Annotated in this window: 13 protein-coding genes; 1 reads left to right on the forward strand and 12 read right to left on the reverse strand. The window is 48.6% G+C overall.

What is annotated here, in order from left to right; translation table 11 throughout:
• Positions 1–13 precede the first annotated feature (13 nt).
• The 4 genes from fusA to rpsL all read right to left on the reverse strand — a co-directional run bounded on the left by fusA (position 14) and on the right by rpsL (position 3,883).
• Entirely contained in the window at positions 14–2,101 is a 2,088-nt protein-coding gene (fusA, locus tag IPL85_05215) for an elongation factor G (protein ID QQS19639.1), read from the reverse strand.
• A gap of 41 nt (positions 2,102–2,142) precedes the next feature.
• On the reverse strand, positions 2,143–2,676 hold the full coding sequence (locus IPL85_05220; GenBank protein ID QQS19640.1) for a hypothetical protein: 534 nt from the start codon (positions 2,674–2,676) through the stop codon (positions 2,143–2,145).
• 6 nt (positions 2,677–2,682) lie between these two features.
• The gene (gene rpsG, locus IPL85_05225; GenBank protein ID QQS19641.1) at positions 2,683–3,162 is read right to left on the reverse strand and encodes a 30S ribosomal protein S7; all 480 of its coding nucleotides are present in this window, start codon (positions 3,160–3,162) and stop codon (positions 2,683–2,685) included.
• 307 nt (positions 3,163–3,469) lie between these two features.
• On the reverse strand, positions 3,470–3,883 hold the full coding sequence (gene rpsL, locus IPL85_05230) for a 30S ribosomal protein S12 (protein ID QQS19642.1): 414 nt from the start codon (positions 3,881–3,883) through the stop codon (positions 3,470–3,472).
• A 199-nt stretch (positions 3,884–4,082) separates the two neighbouring features.
• On the opposite strand from rpsL, the gene IPL85_05235 reads away from it, so the two are divergent.
• On the forward strand, positions 4,083–5,402 hold the full coding sequence (locus IPL85_05235; GenBank protein QQS19643.1) for a nucleotide sugar dehydrogenase: 1,320 nt from the start codon (positions 4,083–4,085) through the stop codon (positions 5,400–5,402).
• Between the two features lie 108 nt (positions 5,403–5,510).
• On the opposite strand, the gene rpoC is transcribed toward IPL85_05235, so the two are convergent.
• The 8 genes from rpoC to IPL85_05275 form a co-directional block, all read right to left on the reverse strand.
• Complete coding sequence (rpoC, locus tag IPL85_05240) at positions 5,511–9,362, reverse strand: DNA-directed RNA polymerase subunit beta' (GenBank protein ID QQS19644.1); 3,852 nt, start codon at positions 9,360–9,362, stop codon at positions 5,511–5,513.
• A 1-nt stretch (position 9,363) separates the two neighbouring features.
• Positions 9,364–12,792: a DNA-directed RNA polymerase subunit beta gene (locus tag IPL85_05245; protein ID QQS19645.1), complete on the reverse strand. Its 3,429-nt coding sequence runs from the start codon at positions 12,790–12,792 to the stop codon at positions 9,364–9,366.
• 302 nt (positions 12,793–13,094) lie between these two features.
• Positions 13,095–13,688: an ATP-dependent Clp protease proteolytic subunit gene (locus tag IPL85_05250; protein ID QQS19646.1), complete on the reverse strand. Its 594-nt coding sequence runs from the start codon at positions 13,686–13,688 to the stop codon at positions 13,095–13,097.
• 290 nt (positions 13,689–13,978) lie between these two features.
• Positions 13,979–14,233, reverse strand: coding sequence for a hypothetical protein (locus IPL85_05255; protein QQS19647.1), 255 nt, complete (start codon positions 14,231–14,233; stop codon positions 13,979–13,981).
• A gap of 239 nt (positions 14,234–14,472) precedes the next feature.
• The gene (gene tig, locus IPL85_05260) at positions 14,473–15,756 is read right to left on the reverse strand and encodes a trigger factor (GenBank protein QQS19648.1); all 1,284 of its coding nucleotides are present in this window, start codon (positions 15,754–15,756) and stop codon (positions 14,473–14,475) included.
• A gap of 34 nt (positions 15,757–15,790) precedes the next feature.
• Complete coding sequence (locus tag IPL85_05265; protein ID QQS19649.1) at positions 15,791–16,252, reverse strand: hypothetical protein; 462 nt, start codon at positions 16,250–16,252, stop codon at positions 15,791–15,793.
• The gene (locus tag IPL85_05270) at positions 16,249–17,610 is read right to left on the reverse strand and encodes a histidine--tRNA ligase (protein QQS19650.1); all 1,362 of its coding nucleotides are present in this window, start codon (positions 17,608–17,610) and stop codon (positions 16,249–16,251) included. Before IPL85_05270 ends, IPL85_05265 begins: the two co-directional genes overlap by 4 nt.
• A gap of 28 nt (positions 17,611–17,638) precedes the next feature.
• Entirely contained in the window at positions 17,639–18,391 is a 753-nt protein-coding gene (locus IPL85_05275; GenBank protein ID QQS19651.1) for a hypothetical protein, read from the reverse strand.
• Between the last annotated feature and the right edge of the window lie 280 nt (positions 18,392–18,671).

An 18,671-nucleotide genomic window follows, 5' to 3' on the forward strand; every position in this document is an offset into this window, starting at 1 on the left:
ACGTATTCTACACCTACTTACTGTTTTTGGCGATGATGGCTTCGGCGACGTTGTTTGGTACGTCTGCGTAGTGAGCAAGTTCCATACTGGAACTGGCACGACCTTGGCTCATAGAGCGCAGGTTGGTTGTGTAACCAAACATCTCACCAAGCGGTACAAATGCTGTTATTTCTTTTATGCCCGATGAAAGGTCTTCCATGGACTCAATCCGACCGCGTTTGCTGTTTAAGTCTCCAATAACATCACCCATAAACTCTTCAGGGGTGACAACAACGACTTTCATGACTGGCTCCAGTAGCACTGGATTTGCTCTTTTAAAGCCTTCCTGGAAACCCATGCTACCAGCGATGCTAAAGGCCATTTCGCTTGAGTCAACTTCATGGTAGCTGCCATCGTAAAGCTCTACTTTTACGTCGACTACTGGGTAACCGGCGAGGACACCGTTGCCGAGTGCTTCTTCGATGCCTTTGCGGACTGCCGATATGTATTCGCTTGGTACAACACCGCCCTTAATAGAGTTGATAAACTCAAAACCAGCACCTTGTTCGTTTTGACTTAGGCGAAGCCAAACGTCACCGTACTGACCGCGACCACCGCTTTGACGGACAAATTTGCCTTGCGCTTCGACGGCATCTTTACGAATAGTTTCTCGGTAAGCAACCTGTGGCTGGCCAATGTTCGCTTCAACGCTAAACTCGCGCTTCATACGATCAACCAAGATTTCAAGGTGAAGTTCACCCATACCAGAAATGATGGTTTGGCCGGTTTCATCGTCGACACGGACACGGAAGGTAGGGTCTTCTTCGGCCAAGCGCTGAAGTGCGAGGCTCATTTTTTCTTGGTCGGCCTTAGTTTTTGGCTCTATGGCAATAGACACCGGTGGCTCTGGGAAGGTAATGTTTTCGAGCTGAATGGGGTGCACTGGGTCACAAAGTGTGTTTCCTGTTGTTGTACCCTTGAGCCCCACAATGGCGGCAATGTCACCTGCGACAACTTCTGTCACGTCTTCACGTTTGTCTGCCTGCATACGGACAATACGGCCGACGCGTTCTTTCTCACCCGTTGAGCTGTTTAGCACATACGAACCAGCCTGCAAAGTTCCCGAGTAAACACGGAAGTAGGCAAGTTTACCGACAAATGGGTCGGTTGTGATTTTGAAAGCAAGGCCGGCAAGCGGTTCGCTGGCGTCGTGTTTGCGCTCTATTTCATCACCAGTTTTGGGATGTACGCCCCAGGTGTTGCTACAATCGCTTGGCGCTGGCAGGTAATCGTTTACCATGTCCAGCACTTTTTCGACTATAACGCCACGGCCATCACCGCCAGTGACTGCGTAGAACTTGCTACTGAGGACTGCGCTGCGAATGGCTTGTTTAACATCGGCCACAGTAAGCCCCTCTTCGCCCACCTCAAAGTATTTTTCGAGCATGGCTTCGTCTTCGGCCACAGCGTTTTCGATGAGCAGGCTGCGGTATTTCTTGACCTGTTCCATCATGTCAGCCGGTATGTCACCCTCAACGAGCTCATGGTCGTGGAACTCTGTATAGGTGTAGGCCTTCATTGAAACGAGATCTACGACACCATTGATGCTTTGTTCAAAACCAATCGGCAAGTGAACGGGAAATGCACGCTTGCTCAAACGGTTGTGAATACTTTCGAGCGACTTGTAAAAATCGCCACCAGTTTGGTTGATTTTGTTGATAAAACATATACGAGGCACGCCGTATTTGTCGGCTTGACGCCACACGGTTTCACTTTGGCTTTCGACACCCATTTTGCCGTCGAATACTACACAAGCGCCATCAAGGACTCGGAGTGAGCGCTCCACCTCGGCCGTAAAGTCAATGTGGCCAGGTGTATCGATAATATTTATCTGCTTACCCTGCCAGAAACAGGTCACGGCAGCCGAAACAATGGTAATACCACGCTCGCGCTCCTGCTCCATCCAGTCAGTAGTCGTTCCACCCTCGTGAACAGCACCGATTTTGTGCTTTAGGCCAGTTCGGTACAAAATACCTTCGGTCGTGGTTGTTTTACCCGCGTCAATATGGGCAATAATGCCAATGTTGCGGATGTCCTTCATTTCTACTTTCTTATCTGCCATGTGATCCTCGCTCTGCTATTAATTACAGCTTTATAAGTTGGTTATTTTCTACGGTCAATTAATCCAAGCGCTCCTAAAACTTTGTGAAATGGGCCTATGCTTGGTGTTTCCGATACTTCCACTTTAGGGTCTCGCGCTTGAACCCAAGGTGTTTCTGCTCGCTTAATTTCATTTTGGAATATATCTACCCAAGGAGCCTTCGGAAAATCATCTACAGCATCTTTCAGCGTATTGACCCAAGTATTGCCTGTAATGACATCACCAAGTCGCTTAAGCCATGCAGCATCACGAGGGTTTGTTAAATTTCCAAGGTCGTCATATTGACGGTCGGCGCCCGAACCGTCGCATATAGTCATAGGCCAGCTATTCACAGTCTCGTTCCATGAATAGACGTCCCAGAACCTTGCTGATGTTATGAAACCTTCCCTTTTTACAATCCTGCTTTCGGCATCAGGGTCCTCGACGTCAACAACTCCTGACGGGTATCCATCGAGTGTTTCAAATGCTATAGAGGTTTTTCCACATACTTCAGGATCTGCACAAACGAATCGAAGTGGGCATTCTGGGCGCGCCATGACGTGTTAGCCTCGGGCGAAGTGAGCAAATGCTCGGTTAGCTTCAGCCATGCGGTGGGTTTCTTCACGCTTTTTAACGGCGTTGCCTTGGTTGTTGTAGGCATCCATAAGTTCTAAAGCAATACGGTCAGCCATACTCATACCCTTGCGGCTGCGGCAAGCGGCTACAAACCACATAGTAGTTAGGTGGTTTTGGCGCTGGCCTTTGACTTCAAATGGAATCTGGTAATTGGCACCACCGACGCGGCGAGAACGAGTTTCGACACTTGGGCGGACATTGCCAAATGCTTGGTCAAAAACCTCTAGTGGGTTTTCGACCTTTAGCTTGTCGGCGGCTTTTTGCATACCTTCGTAGACCAAGCGCTCAGCAACTTGTTTTTTGCCGTCGCGCATGACACGGTTTATTAGCCGCTGAACGGCTACACTGTTGTACACGCGGTCGGCCGGGATGTCCCGTACTAGTGAGGCGGTAACTTTTCTAGGCATTATAAATTCCTCCCTGCCATCTGAAGAGCATTAGCTATCTCATGAACCGTTCCTGGCCTTCCAGCCGCTCCCCTGGGTGTGAATCTACCGCCAGCATTTAATGTGGCAATCCGAGCTAATGCTTCTTGGCTAGAGTCACTGAGTATTCCGAATGTCTCCCTCAAACAGGCCCCCCCAGCAGGCAATGAAACAATCGCCGCAGCTACTAATAAATCATGGCAATCAACCTTAGGATTCGTGCGAGAATACATGTAACATTTTTCACCCACGCAATTGGGAGTCCGACCTCTCATTACCCAAGTGCTCATTATTTGCTCTCCTTTTTAGCACCGTACTTGCTACGGCCTTGTTTGCGGTTTTGAACGCCCTGAAGGTCGAGTGTGCCACGTACAATGTGATAGCGCACACCTGGAAGGTCTTTGACTCGGCCGCCACGGATCATTACAACAGCATGTTCCTGAAGGTTGTGGCCTTCACCGCCAATGTATGCCCAAACTTCGTAACCGTTCCCAAGGCGCACGCGGGCTACCTTGCGAAGGGCTGAGTTTGGTTTCTTAGGTGTTTTGGTCGTGACTTTTACGCACACTCCGCGCTTAAACGGCGCAGGTTTTTCGTAGCTTTTAGTCTTTAGGTTGTTGGTAACGCGCATGAGCGCCGGTGATTTTGTTTTGCTGGTCACCTTAGTACGCGGTTTGCGTACCAATTGATTGATTGTAGGCAAAGTATGCCCCTTCCCGAGACTACAGGGTCTCACTTATATTCGCTGAAGAGAATTTTCTCCTCTACCGCCAAGATCTGCACATACCGCAGACCAGCTCGAATTTGATATGACTGAAACATTGTAACAGATATGGCAAAGTCTGACAACCCGCGTGGGCGTAATACTTATCGACAACTGTGCTACACTAAAAACTATTGAGATGAAGAACAATACTCGTACACTCGCTGTCGTTGGGCTCGGCTACGTTGGGCTGCCGCTGGCAGTCGAAGCAGCTCTAAAGGGCTACACGGTTACCGGCATAGATATAAATAAAAGCCTTTTACGTCTTGTAGATGCACGAACCTCGCCTTATGCCAACGACACGCGTTTTGAGAAAGCACTTGCCCGGGTTGCACCGAAGCAGCTTGTCACCACAACAGATTATTCGGCGCTCCAGAGTGTAGAGACAATAATTATATGTGTCCCAACGCCAACCGAGCACAACGTGCCAGATTTAAGCCTGATTGAAATCGCTTCAAAAAGCGTGGCTGCTCAGTTACAGAAAGGCCAACTGATTGTTCTTGAGAGCACCGTAAACCCAGGCGTGACACGAGACGTTGTGCTGCCAATTATCGAAAAGGCATCTGGCCTTGTGGTGGGCCGAGATTTTTACCTGGCTCATTGCCCCGAGCGAATCGACCCGGGCAACCCGCAGTACTACGTCGGCAACCTAAACCGAGTTGTTGGCGGTGTTACGCCAGCCTGCACAAAAAAAGCTGTGGCATTTTACAAAAGCATCATTGACGCCAAAATTATTCCGCTTGGGTCGGCCGAAGAAGCTGAATTTGTCAAATCGTGGGAAAACACACAGCGCAATGTCATGATAGCCATGGCAAATAGTGCGGCAATCATCTGCGATGCAGTCGGTATGGATGTTCAGCGCGTACGGGAAGGGTTGCAGTCAAAAGTTGACCAGTTTGGCCTTAAATTAGCCGTCCCAGGCATCGGTCCCGGCGGCCACTGTATACCAGAAGATATTCACTACGTTATCAAGCGCGCCCGAGAAAGTGGCATAGATACACGTTTCTTAGACGATGCGGCCGAGCTCAACGACCGCATGCCAAAGTACGCGGTACGGCGACTAAGTGGCCTCGTAAAAGCCCATGGTGAAAACCTGCGCGATCTACGCGTTGCCTTGCTAGGTTTGGCGTACAAGCCAGACATAGCAGACACGCGCAAATCCGCTGCAATTGAAGCTGGCTTTGTCTTGCAGCGCTACGCCGGATCCGTTACGGCCTATGATCCTTACGTTGTCGATTCTTCACTCGTTCGTCCGTTTGAACTTTCAAAATCGCTCGAAAGTGCTTTGCGTAGTTCCGATGTGGTATTTATAGCCACAGCACACTCTGAGTTTGAGAAAATTCTCACTCCAGCTCTTCTAAAAAAACATCATGTTCGGTATGTGCTAGATGGACGTAATATTCTAGATAAATCGGCTATAGAAAAAGCCGGCATTGCCTACCGCGGCATTGGCCGATAGGTGCCAGTTTTTAAGTAGGTCGAGTTTAGCTGAAGTCATATTTTGCATCAGACAAGCTAAAACACCCCGCTCTTTTTAAGCAGGGTGTCTTGTTGTTTATTTTGACGTTTAGCCTTCGGCGCGGAAGGTTTGGTCGTTGTGGTATTCTTCGACCACATCATCGCCTTCGTCGAGGGCATTGCTCGCTCCGTAGCCTGTGCCAACAGGGATCTTGCGACCGAGTATGACATTTTCCTTCAGACCGAATAGCTTATCGACTCGGCCACTTGTGGCAGCCCCTATAAGTACACGAGTTGTGTCCTGGAAGCTTGCCGCACTGAGGAAGGAGTCGGTCGAGAGTGAAGCCTTGGTAATCCCAAGTAAGAGTTGGTTTACTTTTGCTGGTTGCTTACCATCGGCTACAAGAGCCTCGTTGGCTTCGGCAACCGCAAGTTTGCTTACAACATCACCCGTCACGAACTCGCTGTCACCAGCGTCTTCTACTTGAACACGGCTAAACATTTGACGCACAATTATTTCAAGGTGCTTGTCTGAGATGTTTTGACCCTGCCCGGCGAAAATACCAAGAATCTCGTTCATGATATAGCGCTGCGTCGACTCTACGCCTTGCAACCTTACAAGGTCATGCAGGTTAATAGACCCATTCGTCAAACGCTGACCAGCTACAACAACGTCGCCGTCTTGTACGAGTAGCTGCTTAAAGCCAGGAATTTCGTAGCGAACAACACTTTTACTCGTTGGAGTAATGATGACTGACTTGTCGGTTAGCTCAGCCTTGCCAGCCATCGGTGATACAAGTGGTTCTGCACCGTCGCTTTGGCTGGCGAGAACATCTCCAATCGCAACATCGCTACCGCTCGCAATTTTTGCAGTCCGGCCTTCGAGGGCGAGTTCAAGATTCTCCCTGTCGTTGGCGGTAACTTGTACAATGTAGCGTTCGCCTTCTTCCCACGCGTTGACAACACCATTGATGTCTGCCAAATATGCCTGACCCTTCGGTGAACGAGCTTCAAAAAGCTCTTCCACGCGTGACAGACCTTGCGCCGTATCGTCGGCAACAACTGCACCGGAACGGTGCTTTGAGTCAAGCGAAAGCTGCGTGCCTGGTTCGCCAATACTTTGAGCAGCTATGACACCAATTGGATTATGGCTAGTAACGAGGTTGCCGGTTGCCGGATCTACGCCGTAACTTTTCTGCGGTACGCCATGGACTGATGTCGCACTGAGTGCACTACGTATTTTTATGCCGTCAAGTTTTTCATCGGCATCGATGGCTTCGGCGGTAGCTTTTGTAAACAGTTCACCTGATTTTATGTGTCCTTTTACGTCTTCGGCTGCAAACCGACCTTCAAGTCGCGATGCATAGGAAACGCCAATAGCTGCTGCGTCCGCACGAAGCATTGAAAACCCAGGGTCTGCGGCATCATCGCCGTCGTCGTCAATGGTAAAGACGTCTTGAGAAACGTCAACCAAGCGACGCGTGAGATAGCCAGCATCGGCTGTCTTCAAGGCAATGTCAATCACGGCCTTACGAGTACCGCGAGTACCAGTAAAGTACTCGAGTGGTGTCAGACCTTGCATGTAGCCAGCCTTAACCGGCAGCTCAATAACATGGCCAGCGGCATCTTGGAAAACACCGAGCATACCGACAGACATTTTCATCTGCGAAATATTACCGCGGGCACCAGAGGTAATGGCAATTGCCATTGGACCGTCCTGGTCTCGCATTTGTTCAGCCAGCATGTTTTGGACGCGAGTATCTATTTTGGTCCAGTTTTCAACAGTCAAACGGTGGCGTTCATCATCAGTAATGAAGCCCTGTTCAAACTGTTCAGATATACCAGCACTTCGGGTTTCGCCTTCGCTCAAAGTTTCTTGGAGTCCTTCGATTGGTTCAAAGTCGCCCATGCCCATGCTAAGCCCAGAAAGCGTCGCATAACGGAATCCGAGGTCTTTCAAGTTGTCAGCAATTTCAGCCGTTTTTTCTTGACCGTACTGCGCGTAAACCGCAGCCATGACTTTTTGCAAACGCTTTTTCGTCATTGCTTCGTCTTGGTAAGCGAAGTCATCTGGGAAAATTTCGTTGAAATACATGCGGCCAAGTGTTGTTTCGCGAAGTTCTCCGCGGAAAGGTGCCAGCACTCGACTTTGCAAAGTGACAACTCCTGCGTCAAATGCCATTGATGCCTCGTTAAGACTTGAGAATACTCTTGGCTTCTGCTGTTCCCCAGGACGCTCATAGGTCAAGTAGTAACAGCCGAGCACAATATCCTGCTCAATGTGCAAAATAGGCGAGCCGTCGGCTGGTTTAAGCAAGTTTCGATTGGCCGACATAATATCTCGCGCTTCGTGCTGAGCGGCATCTGACAACGGCAGATGAACTGCCATTTGGTCACCGTCAAAGTCAGCGTTAAAGCCCTTACAAACCAGCGGGTGGAGCTGAATAGCCCGACCTTCAATTAAAACTGGCTGAAAAGCTTGAATACTCAAGCGGTGCAGCGATGGAGCACGGTTCAAAAGAACGTATTTTCCAGTGATGACTTCGTCAAGCGCGTCCCAGACTTCGGTTTCACCCGTTTCGATCATGCGAGTCGCACTTCGTATGTTGTGAGCCTGTTCTCGGAAGATAAGCTCGCCGATCACAAATGGTTTAAACAGTTCAAGGGCCATCATTTTCGGTAAGCCACACTGGTTAATTTTAAGCTCTGGTCCAGCAACAATCACCGACCGGCCAGAGTAATCAACTCGCTTTCCGAGGAGGTTCTGGCGGAAACGACCCTGCTTTCCTTTCAGCATGTCACTGAGGCTTTTCAGGCGACGGCGCTGGCCGGTAGCAGCGACAGCACGGCCACTGCGAGCGTTGTTGTTGTCGATGAGTGCGTCAACCGCCTCCTGTAGCATGCGTTGCTCATTGCGACGGATGACTTCAGGGGCATTGAGCTCCATGAGCTTTTTCAGCCTGTTATTGCGGTTTATGACGCGGCGATAGAGGTCGTTTAAGTCGCTGGTTGCGAATCGACCACCTGTCAGCTGCACCATCGGGCGCAAGTCTGGAGGAATAACCGGTAAAATACTAAGACACATGCTTTCTGGTTTAATACCGGCACGTTCCATGCTTTCGAGCAAACGCAGGCGCTTCATTAGCTTCTTCTTGCGTTGACCCTTGGCTTCTTCGGCTTCTTTAGTTAGGTCAGCGATAAGCTGGACGAGGTCAATGTCTTCCAGCATCTCACGAAGTGCAGCACCACCCATGCCAACTGTAACCATGTCGCGTAAATCACGTGGCAGGTTGCGGTAATCGTTCTCGTTCATGAGGTTTAGCTTAACCAAACTGTCTAACTGACTTTTGAGCAGTTCCCAGTCTTTATCGAGTTCTTCTAACTCTTTGGTTTGTGCTTCGGCAAGCGCTTTAACGTTGGCATCCTCTGCCTCGGCTTCTTTTTCGTAGCGTAGTTTAATTGCTTGCTGGCCAGCTTGCCACTCAGCTTCTTTGTCACTGCGGTATTGGTCGCGCAACGGCACATTGACACTTTTTACAATGTACGCTGCAAAGTATGCCACGCGTTCGAGGCTTTTTACTGTCATGCCCAGTAGCAGTCCAATCGCACTTGGCGTACCGCGTAGGAACCAGATGTGTGCTACTGGCACCGCCAAGTTAATATGACCCATGCGTTCGCGTCGCACAATGCTCCTGGTTACAAGTTCGCCGTTTTTATCAACAGCGGCTTCACGCGAGCGGACACCCTTGTATTTGGCATCATGAGGATTAATGTCTTTGACAGGACCAAAAATGCGCTCACAGAACAGTCCATCGCGCTCCGGTTTTTGGGTTCGATAGTTTATGGTCTCAGGTTTTAAAACCTCACCGTAACTCCAGTCTTCAATGTCTTTACTACTGGCGACAGCCAGGCGCACTGCATCAAAATCTGCTATGTTAGTGCCGTATGAATAGCGTCGCATATTAAGCCTCCTCTCCTTTTTCATCAGTAATGTCATCGATGTCATTTGAGTTTGCAACTACCATAGCAGCGGCTTCTTCGTCAAAATCAGTTACAATTGGGCTGCCTTGGCCGTCTTCAAATTCAAATCCTTGAGCGGCAGCTTCTTCGCTTGTCACGTCAATGTCGGAAATAGCCGATGTTGGCGCTTCGACGATGGCCGGATGAGTTGCTTCCTCATGGATATTTGTGGCAAGAACAGCTTCGGCATCGACCAACTGGTCTGAGGCGACAAGATCAACTTTAAGACCAAGGCCTTGCAGCTCTTTAACTAGCACGTTGAAGCTTTCAGGAACTTTTGGACCGACAATTTCGGTCTTTTTAATGATGGCTTCGTAGGCTTTACTACGGCCATATACATCGTCTGACTTGATTGTCAACATTTCTTGCAGAGTGTACGCTGCGCCGTAAGCTTCCAGCGCCCAGACTTCCATTTCACCAAATCGTTGGCCACCGTTTTGTGCCTTACCGCCAAGTGGTTGTTGAGTAACCATAGTGTAAGGACCAGTGCTGCGAGCGTGAATCTTATCAGCAACCATATGGTTGAGCTTAATCATGTACATACTGCCCACGGTCGTTCGCTCTTTGAAGGCGCCACCGGTGCGACCATCGTACAGCTGCTGCTTACCGTCTTCCGGGAAGCCAGCGTCTTTAAGCATAGACTGAATCTTATTCATCGGTACGCCGTTAAAGCTTGGGCTTGCCACTTTCATGCCAAGGGCGCGAGCGGCCATACCAAGGTGCGTTTCAAACAACTGGCCAATATTCATACGACTTGGCACGCCCAGTGGGTTAAGGACTATTTCTACTGGCGTTCCGTCTTCCATGAATGGCATGTCTTCGACGGGCAATATGCGGGCTATAACACCCTTGTTACCGTGCCGTCCTCCAAGTTTGTCGCCAACGCTGATTTTGCGCATTTGAGCCACAAAAACCTGGATTTGCATAAGAACACCAGCCTTCAGTTCATGTCCGTTTTCACGGCTAAAGACTTTGACGCCCACAACTTTACCATGTTTGCCGTTGCTCATTCGCTGAGAAGTATCACGGACTTCTTTTGCTTTTTCACCAAATATTGCCCGAAGTAGTCGTTCTTCGCTGCTTAGTTCTTGCTCACCTTTTGGCGTAATTTTTCCAACCAATATGTCGCCAGGATGAACCTCGGCGCCAATACGAACAATACCATCGTCGTCGAGGTGGCGAAGCGCTTCCTCGCTAACATTTGGGATATCTCGCGTGACAATTTCTGGTCCTAGTTTTGTTTCGCGGACTTCAATCATGTAGTCGACAATATGGACACTTGTCAAAGTGTCGTCTTCAACCAACTTGCGGCTAATGATGATAGCGTCTTCGAAGTTGTATCCTGCCCATGGCATAAATGCCACAATCAAATCCTTACCAAGCGCGAGTTCGCCGCCCTGGATGCTCATGCCCTCAATCAGTGGATCGCCGGTTTTTACCGTATCTCCAGTAGAAACAACGACGTGTTGGTTTATGCTGGTACCTTCGTTGGAGCGCACAAAATGCTCTGCGTCATAGGTGACGTTGCCTTCTTTGTATTTCACAACAACCTGGTCGGCGTTGGCTTTTAGGACCTCGCCCGTACCTTCTGCGATAACTAGTTGCCCGGTATTTGCGGCGGCAGCAGCCTCTACGCCCGTACCAACAATTGGACTCTCTGGCGCTATCAGTGGCACTGCCTGACGCTGCTGGTTACTACCCATTAGCGCACGGTAGACGTAGTTTTTTTCAATAAACGGAATGAGACCGGCACTGCTACCGATAATCTGGTTTTGGGCAGCGTCAATGTGTGTAACATCTTCTCTGTCAACTGTGGCTGACTTTAGGCCATCACGCGCACTGACACGCTCTTCGACAATTTTGCCTGTTTTGTCCAGCTTAACACCCGCACCGGCGATAACCGCATGTTCTTCAGCAGCAGCGTCAAGGTAGACAATTTCATCAGTCAGTTTACTGTCCACCACTTTGCGGTAGGGTGTTTCAATAAATCCATAGTCGTTTATACGGGCAAAATTCGCGAGATTAAGGACTAACCCCACGTTTGCGCCTTCAGGAGTTTCCACCGCACATATGCGACCGTAGTGAGTCGCGTGGGCATCACGAACTTCAAAACCAGCACGTTCACGGCTGAGGCCACCTGGCCCCATAGAGCTAAGGCGTCGTTTGTGAGCCAGTTCAGACAGCGGATTGATTTGATCCATAAACTGCGAAAGCTGTGAGCTCGCAAAAAACTCACGCACAGCAGCCACGACAGGACGAGCATTTATAAGCTGGCCCGGCTGGACTGTTTCGATTTCGCTCATACTCATACGATCTTGGGTGTTACGTACCATGCGCAGCAGGCCAATCCGGAACTGACGCTGTACCAACTCTCCAACCATTTTGATACGGCGATTGCTTAGTGAATCAATATCATCGCCTGGTTCCTGTGTGACATTCATGCGTATTAGCTCAGCGATAATAGCCACGAGGTCTTCAAGGCGCATAATCCGGTTTTCGGCCGTATTTGCCACATCTAAATGAAGTCGTTGGTTAATTTTGTAACGGCCAACGCGTGAGAAGTCAAAACGCTTAAAGTTGTAGAACATGTTTTCAAGCAAACTGCGAGCATTGTCGACAGTTGCTAGATCGCCCGGACGAAGCCTGCGGTAAACTTCAATTAGTGCTTCGGCGTGTCCTTTGCTTGGGTCTTTGTCGAGTGTTGACTGCAAAAAACTATCTTTTGCCTGATCAACGTTTTTAAACGCCTCTTTCATGGTTGCTTCAGTCATACCCAGCGCGCGCAGCAGAGTCGTTACTGGGATCTTACGCTTACGATCAATCTTGACATACAGCGCACCGTTTGCGGCGGTCTCAAACTCAAGCCAAGCACCGCGACCAGGGATAACCTTGGCGCTGTAGAGGCTGCGAGTACCATGCAACTCAGCCGTATAAAAAACACCAGCCGATCGAATCAGCTGGCTTACCACGACGCGCTCGGCACCGTTAATAATAAACGTACCGCGCCTAGTCATCCAAGGGTAGTCTCCCAGGTAAATCTCTTGCTCTTTGACTTCGCCGGTGACTTTGTTTGTCAGCTCAACCGTTGCCTTTAAGGGCGCGTCGTAACTAACATTATTCTCCCGAGCTTCAGCTTCAGTCAGTTTTGGTTCTTCAAAATGGTACTGTTTAAAAATAAGACTCAGTTTTGTACCGGTATAATCATCGACCGGACTGATTTCGGCCAGAAGCTCACCGAGCCCCTCGTCAACCAACCACTGAAATGATTTATTTTGATGGTCTACCAAATTAGGCAGCGCAAGACCACTGTCTTGACTGTCGTCGGTTAGGTAGACACGTGATGTTTTGCTCGCAGTTACTGCTTTAGCCATACGCGCGTGAGCTCCTTATAGATAAGTAGTTAGTAAATCGTAGATTAAGTAACATCTACGAATCGTTTTGATAAATTATCAGAGTTTTTCGCCAGTAGCGCACCGTCGGTAATACTAAATAACCAACTACTGCCTACTAACTACCTTTTGGAAGATACACTAAGCGGGAGATTTTGGTGCTTAACTGGTTTGGCGCCTAAGCCAGCACAGCCCCAACTTATACTACTTCTTACATACCAGAGTACAGCGTATGACTGTATTCGTCAAGGCTTGCAGTGATAAAGCTCACAGACTTCTGGTTACTATGACGTTGTTGGTGCGCTAATGACCTTGTCGACTAGGCCGTATTTTAACGCCTCGGGGGCGGTCATCCAGCGGTCGCGTTCCATGTCTTCGTGGACTTTCTCTAGCTTTTGACCAGTGTTTTTTGCCATGATGCTCTCAAGTAAACGCTTGACTCGTAGTGATTCTTGCAAGTCAATTTCTTGATCGGTTACTTTGCCGCGCGTGCCACTGCTGGGCTGGTGAATCATTACGGTAGCATTTGGCAATAAAAATCGTTTGCCTTTTTTGCCGCTACTGAGCAAAAACGCAGCTGCACTAGCCTGAACTCCTATGCCAAAAGTCTGCACGTCGTTCGCTATGTACTGCATGGTGTCATAAATGGCCAATGCGTCGTACACACTACCACCGGGACTGTTGATATACAAATATATATCTTTTTTGGCATCCTCTGCCTGCAAAAATAGCAGCTGAGCGACAATCAGGTTTGCCGTAACTTCGTTTATTTCACTACCAACAAAGATAATCCTGTCCTTAAGCAGACGGCTATAGATGTCGTAGGCTCGCTCATGACGGCCTTCACTTTCAATTACAGTTGGAACAAGTACGCTCATTTTACCTCATTTCCTTAATGCACCCCTGTGAGTTTTTACCCAGGATGAGTTACAGTCACTCAAGTATAGCGAAACTAGCACTCTCATGTCAAGAGTGCTAACCAGATTTACACGGCTTAATACCAAAAAAGCTAGGAGGGACAGGTCATTTACGCCCGGTTCAGCGTAAGCACGAACTGTTAGCGCCTGCAAACGTTAGGCAAGCGAGAGCGCAACCTTCACGAGTGGGCTAGCCGCATTGTCAACGACATTATGATTATTCTTCTGCTTTAATTGTAACCTGTTGAAGCTTACTTCTGCTCAGGGCTATTGAGTTGTGTGGGGGGTAGTTGCTTAGTCGGGTCGGAGCCTTGCCCACCCCACAGCGGAATCCCTGGTGTACCAGAGATAACGGCATTAGCAACGTTCGTTGCCACTCTTTTTGCCGCGTCTATCCCTCTGAGCAGGCTTGATGGAGTACCTGCATCGGCCAACCCTTTTCCTGGCTGACCCTTTGTAGCTTCGCCTGACAAATTAGGAGTACCGCCTGAATTTTCTTTGCTCATACCTTAACCATACCCTATTGCGCCGCTGTTTGCAAACATTCGTCCCTACATTCCATCCCAAAGTGAAAAATATCTATTTCGCTGAGCTCGGCATTTGTCGGCTTGGCTCGACTAACTGGAAAATTGTCTAAGTTCTAAAAGAAGCTAATCGGAGAAACCTCGTTTATTCAAACGATCAAATAATTTCCTTCTTCGTTCAAGTAAGACTTGGTCTGGGCTAAACTGCTTCAGGGTTTAGGCTAAGCGACAGCCTTATCAACCAGTACAGCGATGGTTTTTTCGGTGAGCATGCGACTCAATATGTCGCGTTGGCTTTCGGGTTTTTCTAGCTCAGCCTGCATTTGCTCGTCGCTGTACTGCTTACGCAAGGCAGATAGTCGCTCCTGCAATTCTTCTGGCGATACGAGCACACCTTCTTTTTCCGCAATATCACCGAGCGCTATACCTGTTTTTATACGTAGTAGCGCCTGCTCGCGGTGGCTGTTTCTATGTTCCTCTGCGGTTTTACCCTCAAGCTTTAGGTGTTCTTCCCATGTTTGGCCACGGTACACAAGGTTTCGTTTTTCATCCTCATCCATGCGGTCAATTTCTTGCTCGACAAGCACATCAGGTATGGCAACCTGTGTTTTTTGGCCCAGCTGTTCGAGCACGCTATTTTCCACCTGTTGCTGGGCTTGCCGTTCTTTTTCTACCCCAATTTGCTTACGAATATCAGCGCGTAGTTCGGCCGGGGATGTGAACGAACCAAGCTTTGCCGCAAAGGTCCCATCCAACTTGGGTAGCACTAGCTCTTTGACGCTTTTGACAGTAACCGTAAACTCGGCTTTTTTATTCTGCAAAGCAGCGCTGCTATAATCTTTTGGAAACGTCACCGTAAATACCTTGCTCTCACCGTTTTTCAGGCCAACTAGTTCTGGTTCAAACCCAGGTATAAACGTGTTACTGCCCACCACAAGCGGGTAGTCTTCGCCAGTTGCGCCCTCGATGGGCTCCTTGGATTTCGCATCGACGCCGCTAAAGTTGATAGTTACCTCATCACCGTTCGCCGCGGGGCGTTTTACTTCTTTTTTAGTGGCGTCCCGTGCCAGCAAATCATCGATTACTTTTTCGACTTCTTCATCCTTGACGGGGTCGACTTTTTTACTAACTTTAAATTTCTTGTAGTCAGGTAGTTTAAGCTCGCCAACAACGTCAATTACAGCGGTCAATTCTAGCGCCGTAAAGGGCACAAATTTCGTCAAGCTGACCTCTGGCTGTCCGACAGCCCGCAGTTTTTCTTCTTTAACTGCGGTAACATAGAGCTCATTGACAAGACGGTCAATAACCTTGTTTTGGAGCAACTGCTGGTCAACAACTTTCTCGACCATGTTGGCCGGTGCGTGGCCTTTTCGGAATCCAGCCAGCTTGACTTCTTTAGAAAGCTCAGCGAGCACGGCGGCTTTTGCCGGTTCAAGCTCGTCGGCGCTGGCCGAAATGGTTAATTGTACGGTAGTAGGGGTGAGTTGTTTCTTGGTGGTTTGCATAGGTGATTACTATATCAGATACTGCTCTTTTCATCTAGAGCTGGACAGTAAGCAACAGTGCCGCGAGCGCAAACCAGACAAATTCCACCGGCAAGAACCGTGGGTGTTGCCGCTGAATATCATTATGAAATTTCCAGAATAAGTTTGAGTTGACTGGATCCTTGTGGCCACGTTTTACTGCTAAAAAGCGTGGAATCGAAAGTAGATCGGGCACAGTGGCAATAAACGCACAGACCGACAGGCTAAGCCAGTTAGGGACCTGAGACCACCAGAGTAGCGCCACGAGGCCAACACACAGCACAAAGCCGCCCACGATTTGAATAAACAAAAATTGCCGCGAATCGATGCGCGCCTCATTTGATTCTCCGGGTACATCATAATGCGGGATAGCATCGAGTACAAAGTGCGACACAAAAGCAAGCGGAACACTTAACCACATACTGGGCACCGCCAGCCCGATTAACGCACCGGTGAGGGCATGGTTGGGAGCGGTCATACATCGAACTCGTCGTCACTGTCCGATAACACAAAATTTGCAGCAGCGTGTTCACGGCGGTTATCGCGTAAGATTGCCACAATCCTCTCCGTCCCATGAACTTCCTCTGTGCCGGTTTGTAGATTTTTGAGTTTAAATCTTTCTTCAGCCAACTCCGCATCGCCAATAAAAATAACGTGGTCGATACCTTTTTTCACCGCTGTTTTGATTTGCTTTTCCAGCTTTCGGTTTGTCGTATCTACGGCAACCCGCAACCCATTTTCCCGAAAACGAGCGATTGCAACCTGTGCCTTTTCGTACATATTTTCGCCCAGTAAAATAACGTAGGCGTCTGTCTCTGGAGCAAGCTTAGGTGCGAGCCCATGCCCCTCTAGAAAATTCTGCATGGTAACATCGCCCATGGCCATACCAACAGTAGGCACTGGTTCTACGCCAAACATACCGACAAGCCCATCATACCGTCCTCCTCCAAACATGCTTCGATTGTTTTCAGGGTGCTCGTCAAACACCTCAAAGACAATGTCAGTATAGTATTCAAACCCACGCATGAGGGTGACATCAAACTTCACATTTGGCAGACGCGATACATCTAGCAAATCACTCAGTTGTTTCATTTCTAGCACCGATGGCAGGCTTTCTGCCCCAGCAGGCAAATCGTTCAACTTCTTTGCTTGCATAAGCTGCGTGAATTTCTCTAAAACTCCACTTTCGCGCTGCGTAGGCGTCAACACCGCGTCAACTTGCGACAAAAAGCTTTCCTGCTCCATTTTGTGCATGCGATCTACCAGTCGCACTAACATTTGCTCCTGCGTTTCACTCATACCTAGATAATCTCGCATAAGATACGTTGTCAGTTTACGACTGTTAATCCGGAAGCTGTACATGTCGGGTTTTGCGCCAAAGCTTTTCATGATGCGGTCTGCCAACAGAATGATTTCATGCTCGGCCGATACGTTGTCTACGCCAAAAATATCGGCATTGTACTGCCAAAATTCCCTGAGTCGTCCACGTTGCATCCTTTCGTAGCGCCAGACATTGGGTATACTGTACCAACGAGCGGGGTAAGCAATTTCTTGACGACGCCCGGCCACCATTCGGCTGACTGTCGGCGTCATTTCTGTCCGGATTGTTACGCTTCGGCCGCTACGGTCTAAAAATGTGTAAGTTTGCTCGTCGATTATTTCCTGGTTGCCCTTGGCTAAAAACAAATCCGTTGGCTCAAGAATAGGTGCCGTGTATTCTTCGTAGCCAAAGGCTTCGCTTACCTCACGAAACTTGGCAAACATATATTTTTGCAGTCGCATTTCTTCCGGGTAAAAATCCCGCGCACCCTTATAAGGTTGTACCGATAATGTCATAATGCCTCCTAGTATACAGAGTTAAGGGTTAAGAGTTAAGAGCACTTGCGTCAAAGACGGACCCGGGCACAGAAGCGTCAGATACTTTTGCAGTAAATGCAAACTGTTCGGAGACGGTACCGCGTCGAATAGTTATAGCCTGACCAGTTGTTTGATTTATGTCACAGGCTACGCCGGCTTTTCCTCCATCTGAGGTTAAATAGGCCGCAAGGCTACCAGTGCCACATACTGGAAACTTAGCGCATGTATTCGTTGCTTGAACATATTCGTAAGATACTATACCTCCTGGTGAAAACCAGACCGTGCCTAACGGTGGACATCCATACTTGTTTGAATATTCAACCGAGTTTCTTCTTATCTGTTCCTCGTTCGGCCTTATGGGCGTAACGACGTGGCCGATATTGTTTATGAGAACAACATTGTCTTTACCTTCCGGGTAGACTTTATGGGAAATATTTAGCTCTATAGTCACCCAATCGCCGCTTTTATTAAATTTAACAGAAGTCATGCCCAGTAGATCAAATACTCCTTTGTTACCGACTAGGCTAGCTGCTGCAGCAAGTGTAACGTTTATACTTAAGTTACCTACCATCATCTCTAAAACTGGCGTTGAGGCATCTCTTTTACCCAAAAAACCTACCCGTTCAATACCGCGGCTTATTAAGTACTCAGCAACCGCTATTCTGGCTGGCGCGGAGGCACACGGCACTATTGCCGTTCTCGTTTCCCCACCAGCAATGCCATAGAAACTGACATTGTTGTACCCTATTACTTCGTTCATGGTTTTAACTCCTTACGATTTAATCTCGTTTTAGATTGTCCGGCCGGACAATCTAAATTTGTAAAAAACTGTGGTGATTTTAAAAAAACAAAACGCCGGAAGGCTTCCGGCGTAAGTGAGACGTTTTACGGTCAACAGCAAACTACCCGGCAACCTCCGGCGATGTATGCAAATGATGTATTGACATGGTGTTCATAGTGGAGTAGTGTAGCAAATTAGTTCAACAGTTTCAATCAACGATAAGGTACACATATCATAATTTTGTTTTTTAAGGTATTTG

Source organism: Candidatus Saccharibacteria bacterium, from assembly GCA_016699955.1.
Lineage (GTDB): Bacteria > Patescibacteriota > Saccharimonadia > Saccharimonadales > UBA4665 > JAGXIT01.

Bases quoted from the DNA above. Each gene is read 5' to 3' on its own strand.
- IPL85_05270 (QQS19650.1), bottom strand. From the start codon at position 17,610: ATGACATTATCGGTACAACCTTATAAGGGTGCGCGGGATTTTTACCCG.
- IPL85_05250 (QQS19646.1), bottom strand. From the start codon at position 13,688: ATGAGCGTACTTGTTCCAACTGTAATTGAAAGTGAAGGCCGTCATGAG.
- IPL85_05220 (QQS19640.1), bottom strand. From the start codon at position 2,676: ATGGCGCGCCCAGAATGCCCACTTCGATTCGTTTGTGCAGATCCTGAA.
- rpsG (QQS19641.1), bottom strand. From the start codon at position 3,162: ATGCCTAGAAAAGTTACCGCCTCACTAGTACGGGACATCCCGGCCGAC.
- IPL85_05235 (QQS19643.1), top strand. From the start codon at position 4,083: ATGAAGAACAATACTCGTACACTCGCTGTCGTTGGGCTCGGCTACGTT.
- IPL85_05245 (QQS19645.1), bottom strand. From the start codon at position 12,792: ATGGCTAAAGCAGTAACTGCGAGCAAAACATCACGTGTCTACCTAACC.
- fusA (QQS19639.1), bottom strand. From the start codon at position 2,101: ATGGCAGATAAGAAAGTAGAAATGAAGGACATCCGCAACATTGGCATT.
- tig (QQS19648.1), bottom strand. From the start codon at position 15,756: ATGCAAACCACCAAGAAACAACTCACCCCTACTACCGTACAATTAACC.
- IPL85_05255 (QQS19647.1), bottom strand. From the start codon at position 14,233: ATGAGCAAAGAAAATTCAGGCGGTACTCCTAATTTGTCAGGCGAAGCT.
- IPL85_05275 (QQS19651.1), bottom strand. From the start codon at position 18,391: ATGAACGAAGTAATAGGGTACAACAATGTCAGTTTCTATGGCATTGCT.
- IPL85_05265 (QQS19649.1), bottom strand. From the start codon at position 16,252: ATGACCGCTCCCAACCATGCCCTCACCGGTGCGTTAATCGGGCTGGCG.
- rpoC (QQS19644.1), bottom strand. From the start codon at position 9,362: ATGCGACGCTATTCATACGGCACTAACATAGCAGATTTTGATGCAGTG.